The organism is Vannielia litorea, from assembly GCF_018424695.1.
GTDB classification, from domain to species: Bacteria; Pseudomonadota; Alphaproteobacteria; order Rhodobacterales; family Rhodobacteraceae; genus Vannielia; species Vannielia litorea_A.
The window spans coordinates 1-12,266 of record NZ_QTNQ01000100.1 but is presented as its reverse complement, the minus strand read 5'-3'; the positions used below and the strand labels follow the sequence as shown (position 1 = coordinate 12,266).

Sequence of the window (12,266 nt, the reverse complement as noted above, 5' to 3'; positions counted from 1 at the left end):
GTAAATCCCCGCCGCCACGCTCGGCGGCCCCGCCTTCAACGCGGTGTCGGCACGGGCAAAGATCGCCTCGGCCTCCTCCAGCCGCCCCATATCCTTGAGAAAGCCACCAAGGTTGTAGCGCCAGAGGTTCAACTGCGGATCGCCGGGCGCCAGGTTTGCCTCGGCCTGGGCAATCGCCTCCAGCGCCAGCGGCACCGCGCGGGCCACCTCGCCCGCCTCGCTCAGCCGCACCGCGTAAGCCATCGCCTCGGTCTGGGTGCGCCGGTTCTGCGGCCCCAGCACGCGCAGAAATCCCTCGTAGGCGCGCTGCCCCTCCTCCCGCCCGGCGTGATAGTCGCCCAGCGCGCTCAACAGCCGCGCCCGCATCGCACGGGCCTCCAGCACCTGCTGCGCATCCGGGCCCCACCCGGCGAGCGCGGCAGGCAACAGCCGGTCGATCATCGCCAACGCGGTGTCGAAATCACCCGCCCGCTCGGCGGCAAACATCTCGCCCCAAAGCGCATCCCACTGCGCCGGGCTCTCGATGGGTTGGGCCGCCCCAGGCCCGGCAAGGCAGAGCGCCGCCGCCAGAAAGAGCGCCGCCCGCCTCACCTGTCCGGATCTCCCACGAGGATGAAGGGCGCCCAATAGGCCGGGTGCCGCCACTCCGCTTTCGGCCCGTCGATCATCGCCAGCATCGCCTGCCGCTGCGCCTCCGCCGCGCTCAGGCCGGGGTCGGCGGCGCGCCGGGCGAAGATGTCTGTCATCAGGCTCACCGCGCTCTGGCTCTCCACCGGCCAGTGGCTCACCAGAAGTGCCCGCGCGCCCGCGTAGAGGAAAGACTGCGCCAGCCCGCTCAGCGCCTCCGCATCCGGCGTGTCGCCCACCGCCGTGTTGCAGGCGCTCAGCACCACCCAATCCGGGTTCATCCGCAGGTGGGCGATTTCCGAGGCGGTCAGCAAGCCGTCTTCCCCGCCGCCCGGGGTAAGCGCCAGCGCCGGCTCCTGCACCACGAGGTCTTTCACCTCGTCACCCGAAACCAGCCCATGCGTGGCAAAGTAGAGCACCCGAAACCGCTCCAGATCGGCCCCCTTCACAGCCGCCTCGCTGGCCTCGCCCTGCTGCCACACCTCTTGCCCGCCCATCGAGCCCGCCACCGCCTGCACCTCGCCAAAGGTTTCCGGCAGGGGCGAAAGCGCCCCGCCCCGGTTGTTCGAAACCTTCACCGGCGCCGCCCCGCCCGGATCGAAATCGGGATTGGCCACGCCAAGGATCGGCTCGGGCGCCCGCGGGCCGGTCGCGGCGATCTCCATCGCCTTCAGCGCAAAGACCGAGGGAATCACGGTGATGGCATAGTCCCGCACCATCCAGTGGGCATCTTCCAGCTTCGCCGGTTGGTTGCGCACCAGCAGCTGCGGCGGAAGCGCCGTCAGCGGCCCGCGCAATTCCACATAGATGTGGCTCTTGCCCTCCAGCGCCCATTCAAACTGCCCGAAGGTCTGGCCATAAAGCCAACTCGCCGCCGCCAGCGGAAATTCCTCCTCCTGCGCCCCCGCCTTCAGCGCCGTCGCCCCGCGCACCCCGAGCTGCATGTCGACCGCCCCGCGCACATCGGCCACGGCGGCGGCCAGCTCGCTCGGCTTCACCGGCATCGGCAACCAATAGCTGCTCTCGGCGGTCAGCACGAAAACGAAATCGAAGTCCTCATCCCGCGCCCCGATATCGAAGAGCACCACCGCCTCCTCCGGCCCCAGCAGCGGGCGAATCTCATCCCCCCTCACCACGCCATCCCCGACCAGCGCTGCAAAGTCCGGCGCCGTCGCCGTCAGCTCCTCGGTCAGGCGCTTCTGGGTCAGGCTCACCTCCGCAAGCTCCGCCTTCAGCGCAATCTCCCGCCCGGCATCACGCGCGGCAGCGGGCCGCCGGAGCAGCGCGGCATACTCAGCCTGAAGCGCCGCCTCCCGATCCACCGCATCCGTAATCGAGCGATGCAGCTGCGCCGCCGGGCTGTCGCCCAGCCCCACCCGCGCCGCCATCTGCTCCAGCGCATGGCCAGCGCTGGTGCTCTGCGCCCGCTGTGCAATGCGGAAGGCCTCGGGCACGATCTCGCCCCAGGGCTTCACCTCGGCCACCCCGGTCTTGTCGAGAATGCGCATCAGCGTGTTGCGGCTGCCCCAGCCCAGCGCCTCGGCCCGCAACACCGCATCCATCGCGCCCGGCAAGTCTTCAAGGTCTTCGCGCACCGCCGCGAGGTTGAGCAGCGCCCGCCCCCAGCCACGATGCTGAAAGCCCGCACTCCGGCTCGCGGGCAACGTTGCGGCAAACATCGCATCCGCCCGCTCCAGCATCTCCACACCCTGCAGGAATTCCGGCCCGCCAAAGTCCTTGCGCAACCACCAGAGCGCATCCACCGCCAGCGCCGTCGCCAGCATGGGGCTTTCGCCATACTCCGCCTCGATCACCGGGCGGATCGCTTGAATCGTGGCATGCATCTCCTCCACCAGCCCCGCCGAAAGCTGGTAATCGGCCAGCACCAGCGTCATCGCCACAACGCCCTCGTCCCGCCCGAAGAAGGCCTCACGCCGCGCAATCGCATCGGCCATGGCCACCGCCGCCTCGGCATCGCGGCCCATCTCATAGAGCACCCCGGCCCGCCGCTCGGTGAAGCTCAGCAGCGAAAGCCGCAGCCCGCGCACCTGACCGGGGTCGGAGGTGGCCACCACCCGATCGAGCGCGGCAATGGATTGCGCCCAGAGCGCCTCCGCATCCTCCAGCAACCCGAGCTCCTGCATCATGCTGGCCGTCTTGCCGCGCCAGACGTTCGCCACGAAATCGTCAGCCCCGTGGATCTGCTCGGCCACGCTCACCGCCTCGATGGCCAGCGCCAGCCCCTCGCGCAGGTTGCCTGTGTCCGCCAGCGTTTCGGCCAGCGACATCTGCGCAATCGCGTGCAAAGGGTGATAGACCGTGCTCACCTGCCGAAACCGCGCCAGCACGTCGCGCTTCATCGCCACCGCCTCGTCCCAGCGCTTCTGCATCGCCAGTACGCCCGCCACTTCGCCGATCTTGTTCAGCAATTCCGGGTGGTTCTCCGGCAGCCGCGCGGCGAGGCTGTCCACCACCTGCCGCAGCAACGCCTCCGCCTCGGCCACATCCTGCCGCCCGATCGCCTGCTGCCCGGCCTCGAACAGCGCCGCCTCCTCAGGCGTCAACTCCGCGCTCTGGGCGGTCGCCGGCACTGCAAATGCGATAAACAAAAGGGCAAGCAGTAGTCTCATGGCTTGAAATATCCCGCCCCTGCCCTCCATGGTCAAAGAGAATTGCATGACAAATCGGGTCATGGTTTGCCCCGTTAGCGCTAACACGCTATCCTGCCACCAGCCAGAATCGCTCACGCCACCCGAAAGGCCGTCCCTTGCCGCTCAATCCGAAAATCGCCGAAGTCACCGACCGTATCATCGCCCGCTCCGCCGAGGCCCGTGGCGCCTATCTCGAGCGGATCGGCAAGGCGGCAGAGGCCGGGCCGGTGCGCGCGCATCTCTCCTGCTCCAACCAGGCCCATGCCTATGCGCCGATGGGCGAGGATCAGGACGCGCTCGCCAAGGGCACCGCGCCCAACATCGGCATAGTTTCGGCCTATAACGATATGCTTTCCGCCCACCAGCCCTTCGAGCGCTTCCCCGATCTCATCCGCGCCGCAGCCCGCGCCAAGGGCGCCACCGCGCAGGTGGCGGGCGGCGTGCCCGCAATGTGCGATGGGGTGACCCAAGGCCAACCCGGCATGGAACTCTCGCTCTTCTCACGGGACGTGATCGCACTCGCCGCCGGGGTCAGCCTCAGCCACAACTGCTTTGACAGCGCCATCTACCTCGGCGTCTGCGACAAGATCGTGCCCGGCCTCATCATCGCCGCCGCCACCTTCGGCCATATCCCCGCGGTCTTCCTGCCCGCCGGCCCGATGACCTCTGGCCTGCCCAACGACGAAAAGGCCAAGGTCCGCCAGCAGTTCGCCACCGGTGAAGTGGGCCGCGACAAGCTGATGGAGGCCGAGATGGCCTCCTACCACGGCCCCGGCACCTGCACCTTCTACGGCACCGCAAACACCAACCAGATGCTGATGGAGTTCATGGGCCTGCACCTCCCCGGCGCCAGCTTCGTCAACCCCAACACGCCGCTCCGCGACGCGCTCACCGTCGCCGGCACCGAGCGCGCGCTCGAAATCACCGCCCACGGCAATGACTATCGACCGGCGGGTCAGGTGCTCGACGAGAAAGCCTTCGTCAACGGCATCGTCGGCCTCATGGCCACCGGCGGCTCCACCAACCTCGTGCTGCACCTGCCCGCCATGGCCCGCGCCGCCGGGGTGATCCTCGACCTGCAGGATTTCTCCGACATTTCCGAAACCGTGCCACTGATGGCCAAGGTCTACCCCAACGGCCTCGCCGACGTGAACCACTTCCACGCCGCCGGGGGCCTGCAATACCTCATCCGCCAGCTCCTGTCCGAGGGCCTGCTGCATGACGACACGCTCACTGTCGCGGGCGAGGGCCTCGGCAGCTACACCGAGGAGCCGAAGATCATCGACGGCAAGCTCACCTGGCAGCCCGCCGCCGAAGACAGCCAGAATGATCGCATCCTGCGCCCCGCCACCGACCCCTTCCAGAAAACCGGCGGCCTCAAGGAGCTGAAAGGCTCCCTCGGTCGCGGCGTGATGAAGGTCTCTGCGGTCGCCCCCGAGCGCCACGTGATCGAGGCAAAGGCCCGCGTCTTCCATGACCAGCACGATGTGAAAAAGGCCTTCCAGGCCGGGGAGTTCACCGAGGATACCGTGGTCATCGTCCGCTTTCAGGGCCCCAAGGCCAACGGCATGCCCGAGCTGCACTCGCTCACGCCCCCGCTCGCCGTGCTTCAGGATCGCGGCCTCAAGGTCGCCCTCGTGACCGACGGCCGCATGTCCGGCGCCTCCGGCAAGGTGCCCGCCGCCATCCACGTCACCCCCGAGGCCGCGATGGGCGGCCCCATCGGCAAGGTGCAGGATGGCGACCTCGTCCGCGTCGACGCCGCCTCCGGCACCCTCGACATCCTCACCGAAGGCTGGGAGGCCCGCACCCCTGCCGCCCCCGATCTCACCGCCAACAAACACGGCATCGGCCGCGAACTCTTCGAGGCCTTCCGCCAGTCGGTCGGCACCTCCGACGAGGGCGCGGCGGTGGTCGTCTGACACTTGAAGGATCACATCATGACCCCCGCCGAAGCCTCTGCAAAAACAAAAGAAATCTGCGCCCTCGCCCCCGTAGTCCCGGTGCTCGTGGTCGAGGACGTGGCCCATGCTGCGCCTCTCGCCCAGGCGCTGGTCGCGGGCGGCCTGCCCGCGCTCGAAGTCACCCTGCGCACGCCCGCCGCGCTCGACGTGATCCGCGCCATGGCGCAAGTCGAAGGCGGCGTCGTCGGCGCAGGCACCCTGCTCACCCCGAAGGACGTGAAGGATGCCGTCGCCGCAGGCGCAAAATTCGGCGTCTCCCCCGGCGCCACCGACACCCTTCTCAAAGCCTGCGAAGACGAGGGCCTGCCGCTGCTCCCCGGCGCCGCCACCGCCACCGAGGCCATGGCCCTGCTCGAGCGCGGCTATACGGCGATGAAATTCTTCCCCGCCGAAGCCTCCGGCGGCGCCCCCGCCCTCAAGGCCATCGGCGCGCCGATCCCCCAGATCAGCTTCTGCCCCACCGGCGGGGTCAGCCTGAAGAACGCCAATGACTACCTCAGCCTGCCCAACGTGATGTGCGTCGGCGGAAGCTGGGTGGCCCAGGGCGACAAGGTCACATCCGGCGACTGGTCCGGCATCACCGCGCTGGCAAAAGAGGCCGCCGCCCTCCCGCGCTGACCTGAAGATTGGCGCGCACCTACTTCATTTTCTTGCTGAAAATACTCAACCCCAAAGCAACCACCCGAGCCACACCCAAAACAGAGCGCAGCGCTTGCCCCCCGCAGGGCGGGACCTGTCCCGCCCCAGGGCCGATGAGGCGCAGCCGAAGAGGCTCCCCCGCCGAGCGCAGCGAGGCATCACAGACCTCACCGAGCGCAGCGAGGCACCGAAAACCGCACCGAGCGCAGCGAGGCAACAGAACGCTCAGCGAGCGCAATGACGCCACGGAACACCAGCCGAGCGAAGCGAGGCCCCGCCCCTCTACTGCCGCCGCCCGCGCCAGCCTCCGCGCCGCTTCGGCTCCATGTCGGCCTCCATGGCCTCCTTGAGCACGGCGCTCATCGGGTGCTCCGGCGCCGCACGCCCATATTGCTCGTAAAGCGCACTCAGCGCCTCGCGCTGCGCCACCGCCTCCGGCAGGCTCAGCGCCCAGTCGAGGAAGATGCTGCGCGCCTCGCCGGGGCCAACCCCCTCCATCGCGTAGGCCTCGCGGATCAGCCCCTTGTGGTCGAAGCGTGCCGTCTCGTCGATCTCTGCCATCAGGCATCCCTCTCCTGTTCTTTGCCAAGCGCCCGGTCGATGACCTCTGCGGCCGCCCTGGCTGTGGTGTCCATCCGGCCCGAAAGGGCCTCAAGCCCCTCCACGCCCGTCTCCCGGGCCAGCAAGGCGCGTGCGCCCTCGCCCTGCTCCTCCGGCTCCAGCGCGCCTTCCGTCAGCAGCCGGGCGCAGGCCTGCACCGCGCGCATCAGCGCATAGGTGTCTCCCAGCACACCCGCGCCCTCCGCGCCCAGCCAGCCATCAGCCGCCGCCAGTTGCGCGTCCAGCCGCCGCCCCGGCACCCCGGCCAGCAGCGCCGCCGCCTGCGCCGCCAGTTCGATGTCCTGCATCCGCCCGGGCCCGATCTTCGCCTCCAGCCCGCCCGCGGGCCGCTTCGCCTCGAAGATCCGCGCGCGCATCTCGGCCACGTCGGCCAGCACCTTCGCGCGGTCGTGCCGCGCGGCCAGCACCTCGCAGCGCACCGCCTCCACCTCGCCCGCCAGCGCCGCCTCGCCGCAGATCACCCGGGCGCGGGTCAGCGCCAGATGCTCCCAGGTCCAGGCCTCCTCGCGCTGGTAGGCGGCAAAGGCCGCGAGCGAGGTCGCTACCGGCCCGGCATTGCCCGAGGGCCTCAGCCGCATGTCCACCTCGTAAAGCCGCCCCTCCGCCATCCGCGCCGTCAGCGCCGTCACCAGCGCCTTGGTGAGCCGGGCATACCACGCGCCCGCGGTCAGCGGCCGCTTGCCCTCGCTCGCCTCGACGCCGTCAGCGTCATAGATCACGATCAGGTCCAGATCCGATTTCGCGTTAAGCCAGCCCGCCCCCAGCGAGCCCATGCCCAGCACCACCGCGCCACGCCCCGGCGCGGGCCCGTGCCGGCGGGCATGCTCGGCCTCCACCACCGGGTAAACCGCCCGCAGCACCGCTTCAGCCAGCAGCGCATATTGCTCCCCCGCCACCAGTGCCGAAGCATGGCCGCGCAGCAGATGCACCCCGATCCGGAAGTGCCACTCCTTCACCCACCGCCGCGCGGTGTCGAGCTTGCCCTCGTAATCTTCCACCCGCGCCAGCTCTTCGCCCAGCGCGTCGGCCAGCACCTCCACGCCCGGCCAGTCGGCAAAGAAATCGCCGCCGATCACCGCATCCAGCACGCCCGCGTTGTGGCTGAGGTATTCCGCCAGCTCCGGCGCCGTGGCGCAGATATCCACGATCAGCCCCAGAAGCTGCGGGTTGGAGGCAAAAAGCGAGAAAATCTGCACCCCGGCGGGCAACCCCCGCAAGAATCCGTCAAACGCGCCCAGCGCCTCCTCGGGCTTCGCCGCCCCGCCCAGCTGGCTCATCAACTCGGGCCGGATGCGGGCAAAAAGCTCGCCCGCCCGCGTCGAGCGAAAGGCCGCGTAGCCCTTCCAGCGCGCCATGATCTCGCGCGCGCCCTCGCTCCACTCGGGCTCCCCCTCCGCCTTGCGCTTGGCACCGGGCGCAAAGAAGCCCTCGGCCAGCGAGGCCACCCGCTCCAGCCGGTCCTCCAGCGCCGCACGAAACGCCGCCGTGTCCCCCTCGCCCGCCAGCCGCGCCACCCGCTCGATGCCCGCTGCATCCTTCGGCAGCGCATGGGTCTGCTGGTCGTGCACCATCTGTATCCGGTGCTCCAGCTCCCGGTGCGCCCGGTAATCCTCGGTCAGCTGCGCCGCCTCGCTCTCGCCCACCCAGCCCTTCTCTGCCAGCCGCGCCAGCCCCTCGACGGTGCCGCGCACCCGCAACTCCGGGTCGCGCCCGCCCGCGATGATCTGCCGGGTCTGGGTGAAAAACTCGATCTCCCGAATGCCGCCGCGCCCCAGCTTCAGGTCACGCCCCTCCAGCGCGGTGCCGTAAAGCCCCTTGTGCTCGCGGATCGCCAGCCGCATGTCATGGGCGTCCTGAATGGCGGCAAAGTCGAGGTGCTTGCGCCAGATGAAGGGCCTCAGCCGCTCCAGGTAGCCCGCCCCCGCCTCGCGCGCCCCGGCACAGACCCGCGCCTTGATATGGGCGGCCCGCTCCCATGTGCGCCCAAGGCTCTCGTAATAGCGCTCGGCCGCCTCCATGCTCAGGCACACCGGCGTCACGCTCGGATCGGGCCGCAGCCGCAGGTCGGTGCGAAAGACATAGCCCTCCGCCGTATTGTCGCTCAGCAGCTTGGCCGCCTCCCGCGTGGCCCGAACAAGGCTGGTGCGCAGCTCGTGAAAATCCCGCTCCGGCCAACGGTCCTGATCGAACAAAACGATCAGGTCGATGTCGGACGAATAGTTCAGCTCATGCGCGCCCATCTTGCCCATGGCGAGCACGAAAATCCCGCAAAGGTCGTCGTCCACGTCCTCCGGCTCCAGCACCGATTTGCGCCGCGCCGCCTCGCGCTCCAGCGCCGCGCGCCAGGCAATCTGCACCGAGCCATCGGCGAGGTCGGTCAGCGCGCCCGTCACCCGCTCCAGCGGCCAGACGCCGCCAAGGTCGGCCAGCGCGGTGAACAGCGCGAGCCGCCGCTTGGCCACCCGCAGCGACACCGCCACATCGCCCTCGCCCGCCTCCTCCAGCAGGCGCGGCACCACCTCCTCCACCGGCGCGGCCAGCGCGCCTTCAAGCCAATCCGCCTCCTTGCCGATCAGCCCCGCGAGATAGGGAGACGAACCCGCCGTGCCCGCCAGAAGCGCGGCGGTTTCGTCGCTCGCCCAACCAGCGGCCTCCCGCGCGGTGGCGGCGGCGCTCTCGTCAACAGCAATCGGCAGGCGGGTGATACGGCTTTCAAATTCCATGCGCCTTCATCCCCCGCCCGCGCGCAGCGGTCAACGGGTGCAAATATAGTCTCGCCCGCCTCTTGTGCCCCACCCCGCCGCTGACGATATCCGCCCAAGCACCCCTTGAGGCTTCCTCCCATGCTCCTCCTCACCCTGGCCGCCGGCCTCGCCCTGCTGATCCTCGGCGGCGAATTGCTCCTGCGCGGCGCCATCGCGCTTTCCCTGCGCCTCGGCCTCTCGCCGCTCTTCATCGGCCTTACCGTGGTCGGCTTCGGCACCTCCACGCCCGAGCTCTTCACCTCGCTGCAAGCCGCCTTCTCCGGCGCGCCCGACATCGCGCTCGGCAATGTCATCGGCTCCAACATCGCCAACGCTTTGCTGATCCTCGGCGCGGCAGCGCTCATGGCCCCGATGGTGGTGCGCCGCGCAGCACTGATGCGCGATGGCGCGGCGGTGCTGCTCGCCACACTCGCCTGCGTCGCCCTCGCCCTCACCGGCAGCTTCACCCGCCTCTCCGGCGTTCTGCTGCTCGCGGGCCTCGCGGCCTACCTCCTCTACGCATGGAAATCGGACAGCGCCGAACCGGCCGAAATCGACGACAGCGCCACGCGCCTCTCCCCTCTCGCCGCCCTCGCCCTCACCGCCCTCGGCATCGCCCTCACCGTGCTCGGCGCCCGCTTCCTTGTCTCCGGCGCCATCGGCCTCGCCAGCGCGCTTGGCGTCTCCGAGGCGGTGATCGGCCTCACCATCGTCGCCGTCGGCACCTCCCTGCCCGAGCTGGTCACCTCCATCATGGCCGCCCGCAAGGGCCAGCCCGAGCTGGCGCTCGGCAACGTGCTCGGCTCCAACCTCTACAACATCCTCGGCATCCTCGGCGCCACCGCCCTGCTCTCGCCCGCCCCGCTCGATGCTGCCGCGATGATCCCCGATGCGCTGGTGATGCTGGCGGCCACCGCCCTCATGCTCACGCTGGCCACCACCGGCTGGCGCGTCACCCGCACCGAGGGCGGGCTGCTGCTCGCCCCCTATGCCGCCTATCTCGTATGGCTCGGCGCGGCATAGCCCCTTGCCGCCGCCCGTGCGCGCCGTAGGGTGGGCGCAAAATCACCACACGAGGCCCGAGCATGTCCAAATCCCTCAAGCGCGTCCGCGCCGCGCTCCAGGCCGCGGGCCTGCCCGACACCACCCGCGAAATGCCCGAAAGCACCCGCACGGCGGCCGAGGCTGCAGCGGCGGCAGGCTGCGAGATCGACCAGATCGCCAAGTCGATCATCTTCGCCGGGGAGGAGAGCGGCGCGCTCTACCTCTTCCTCACCGCAGGCGGCAACCAGGTGGACCCGGCTAAGGCCAGCGCGGCGGCGGGCGAGCCGCTGACCCGCGCCGACGGCAACGCCGTGCGCAAGATCACCGGCTTCGCCATCGGCGGCGTCGCCCCCATCGGCCACCTGACCGCACCCAAGGCCTTTCTCGACCCCCGCCTGACCGAGTTCGAGCAGGTCTGGGCCGCCGCCGGCACCCCCCGCCACATCTTCCAGATCGCCCCCGCCGAAATGAGCCGACTCGCCAACGCAACACCCGCCGAGTTCACCGCATGATCCGCCATGCTGCCGCCGCTCTCCTGCTGCTCGCCACCCCGCTCGCCGCCCAGAGCTCCCTCCATCCCGTGCCACCCGGCCTTGAAGCCCTCGTCGTCGCCATCGTCGAGCAACGCGCCGATGGCAGTCCTTCCACCTTCGGCCCGATCCTGCGCGAGCTCGCGATAAAGATGGATGACGACCCGGCAAACGATCTCCCCGGCCACCGCCTCTCCCTGAACGAGCAGTTTCGCCTGACGAAGGAAGCCGCACTTCTTGGCGTTGCCCTGACAGACAGCCAGATCGTCAATGCCTGGGCGCTGAAGACATATCTCGGGCGCGGTTGCACCGGCTTCCCCGCAGCAGCCAACGCATTCTGGAACGTCGAGGCCAACGAAGAGCCCACAGCACGCCAGATCGCCACGCTCTCCGTTCTCTCCCTCGCCCCCACTGCCAACAGCGCAACGCCTCAGGCCCTTTCGCGCGCCTACACGCAAGCCCTCACCAACGCCGAAGGTGCCCTGCCTCCGCGCATCTCCGAAACCCTCTCTTCCGAAGGCCCGGAGCCGATTCCCCAAGCGGCCAGATGCGCAGAAAACCCCTGAAAACAGCAGTTTTTATCGGTCTCCGCCGGCAAATGTAAAAAACATTCACATTTACCCTTGAAGCCCCCCGGCCCAGCCCCCATCTTCCGTAATGTGAAAGACATTCACATACGCAAAACAAACGGAGATACCCTGATGAACACCGCCCAAACCGCCACCGTCACGCACCAGCCCGGCTGGTTTGCCCGTGCCGAAGGCTGGCTGGACGAGCGTGGCAAGGGAGCCTGGATCGCAGCCATGGTGCTGGGGTTCATCTTCTTCTGGCCCCTCGGTCTCGCCCTACTCGCCTACATGATCTGGAGCAAACGCATGTTTTCTGGCCGCTGCGCCCACCGACCCCACCGTGAAGCCCACCGGATGAACCGTCGCCACGGCTTCCGCTCCTCGGGTAACACCGCCTTCGACAGCTACAAGGCCGAAACCCTGCGCCGTCTGGAAGACGAGCAGGAGGCCTTCGAAAGCTTCCTCGAACGGCTCCGCGCCGCGAAGGACAAGGAAGAGTTCGACGCCTTCATGGACGACCGCGCCACCGCCGCCCAATCCTCCTCCGACGAGGACGACGAAGGCAATGCGCAGAACGGGGGCGCCGAGCCCGCGCTCGCAGAGCCGCGCTAACCAAATCACGGAACGAGGCCGGCGCCCCCCGCGTTGGCCTCCCAACGGCCCGCCACGCGTTCCCCCCCTGTCGTGGCGGGCCCCTTGCATTGCCGAAGGAGACACCCGACATGTCCACCATGGACAGCACCACCGCCCTCCCCGACCCGGAGCTGAACCCCGAGTTCTACGCCGACACCCCCGCCAAGCGCTTCTTTGCCTGGCTGGTTGACGGGGTGCTGATCTTCCTGGTGACGCTGCTCGTGCTCCCCTTCACCGCCTTCAC

General features: G+C 69.2%; 9 protein-coding genes and 1 pseudogene. 6 read left to right on the top strand and 4 right to left on the bottom strand.

The window, feature by feature from the left end; all coding sequences use genetic code 11:
• Together DYI42_RS21060 and DYI42_RS21055 are read right to left on the bottom strand one after the other, a co-directional pair.
• A pseudogene (locus DYI42_RS21060) lies at positions 1-591 on the bottom strand (hypothetical protein); the annotation flags it as partial.
• Positions 588-3,257, bottom strand: coding sequence for a CHAT domain-containing protein (locus tag DYI42_RS21055; RefSeq protein WP_213548711.1), 2,670 nt, complete (start codon positions 3,255-3,257; stop codon positions 588-590). The gene DYI42_RS21055 and the pseudogene DYI42_RS21060, both read right to left, overlap by 4 nt.
• Before the next feature lie 137 nt (positions 3,258-3,394).
• On the opposite strand from DYI42_RS21055, the gene edd reads away from it, so the two are divergent.
• On the top strand, positions 3,395-5,200 hold the full coding sequence (gene edd / locus DYI42_RS21050; protein WP_213548709.1) for a phosphogluconate dehydratase: 1,806 nt from the start codon (positions 3,395-3,397) through the stop codon (positions 5,198-5,200).
• A gap of 18 nt (positions 5,201-5,218) precedes the next feature.
• Positions 5,219-5,860 carry a bifunctional 4-hydroxy-2-oxoglutarate aldolase/2-dehydro-3-deoxy-phosphogluconate aldolase gene (eda, locus tag DYI42_RS21045; RefSeq protein ID WP_213548707.1) on the top strand — a complete coding sequence of 214 codons (642 nt, stop codon included), beginning with the start codon at positions 5,219-5,221 and terminating at the stop codon, positions 5,858-5,860.
• Positions 5,861-6,163: 303 nt separating this feature from the next.
• Here the strand turns inward: eda and DYI42_RS21040 are convergent, their stop codons facing one another.
• Together DYI42_RS21040 and DYI42_RS21035 are read right to left on the bottom strand one after the other, a co-directional pair.
• The gene (locus DYI42_RS21040; RefSeq protein ID WP_213548705.1) at positions 6,164-6,442 is read right to left on the bottom strand and encodes a hypothetical protein; all 279 of its coding nucleotides are present in this window, start codon (positions 6,440-6,442) and stop codon (positions 6,164-6,166) included.
• A complete protein-coding gene (locus DYI42_RS21035) occupies positions 6,442-9,225 on the bottom strand; it encodes a glutamine-synthetase adenylyltransferase (protein WP_213548703.1) in 2,784 nt (927 codons plus the stop codon). The genes DYI42_RS21040 and DYI42_RS21035 overlap by 1 nt, the downstream gene beginning before the upstream one ends.
• Positions 9,226-9,345: 120 nt before the next feature.
• On the opposite strand from DYI42_RS21035, the gene DYI42_RS21030 reads away from it, so the two are divergent.
• From DYI42_RS21030 to DYI42_RS21015, 4 genes are all read left to right on the top strand, one after another.
• Positions 9,346-10,269: a calcium/sodium antiporter gene (locus DYI42_RS21030; RefSeq protein WP_213548701.1), complete on the top strand. Its 924-nt coding sequence runs from the start codon at positions 9,346-9,348 to the stop codon at positions 10,267-10,269.
• Positions 10,270-10,331: 62 nt separating this feature from the next.
• Positions 10,332-10,802, top strand: a complete 471-nt coding sequence (locus DYI42_RS21025; RefSeq protein WP_213548699.1) for a YbaK/EbsC family protein — start codon at positions 10,332-10,334, stop codon at positions 10,800-10,802.
• Positions 10,799-11,386 carry a transglycosylase domain-containing protein gene (locus DYI42_RS21020; protein WP_213548698.1) on the top strand — a complete coding sequence of 196 codons (588 nt, stop codon included), beginning with the start codon at positions 10,799-10,801 and terminating at the stop codon, positions 11,384-11,386. Before DYI42_RS21025 ends, DYI42_RS21020 begins: the two co-directional genes overlap by 4 nt.
• A 135-nt stretch (positions 11,387-11,521) precedes the next feature.
• On the top strand, positions 11,522-12,001 hold the full coding sequence (locus tag DYI42_RS21015) for a DUF2852 domain-containing protein (RefSeq protein WP_213548697.1): 480 nt from the start codon (positions 11,522-11,524) through the stop codon (positions 11,999-12,001).
• Positions 12,002-12,266 lie beyond the last annotated feature (265 nt).

Coding starts and splice junctions, on each gene's coding strand:
- DYI42_RS21055 (WP_213548711.1), bottom strand. CDS start 3,257: ATGAGACTACTGCTTGCCCTTTTGTTTATCGCATTTGCAGTGCCGGCG.
- eda (WP_213548707.1), top strand. CDS start 5,219: ATGACCCCCGCCGAAGCCTCTGCAAAAACAAAAGAAATCTGCGCCCTC.
- DYI42_RS21040 (WP_213548705.1), bottom strand. CDS start 6,442: ATGGCAGAGATCGACGAGACGGCACGCTTCGACCACAAGGGGCTGATC.
- DYI42_RS21035 (WP_213548703.1), bottom strand. CDS start 9,225: ATGGAATTTGAAAGCCGTATCACCCGCCTGCCGATTGCTGTTGACGAG.
- DYI42_RS21030 (WP_213548701.1), top strand. CDS start 9,346: ATGCTCCTCCTCACCCTGGCCGCCGGCCTCGCCCTGCTGATCCTCGGC.
- DYI42_RS21025 (WP_213548699.1), top strand. CDS start 10,332: ATGTCCAAATCCCTCAAGCGCGTCCGCGCCGCGCTCCAGGCCGCGGGC.
- DYI42_RS21020 (WP_213548698.1), top strand. CDS start 10,799: ATGATCCGCCATGCTGCCGCCGCTCTCCTGCTGCTCGCCACCCCGCTC.
- DYI42_RS21015 (WP_213548697.1), top strand. CDS start 11,522: ATGAACACCGCCCAAACCGCCACCGTCACGCACCAGCCCGGCTGGTTT.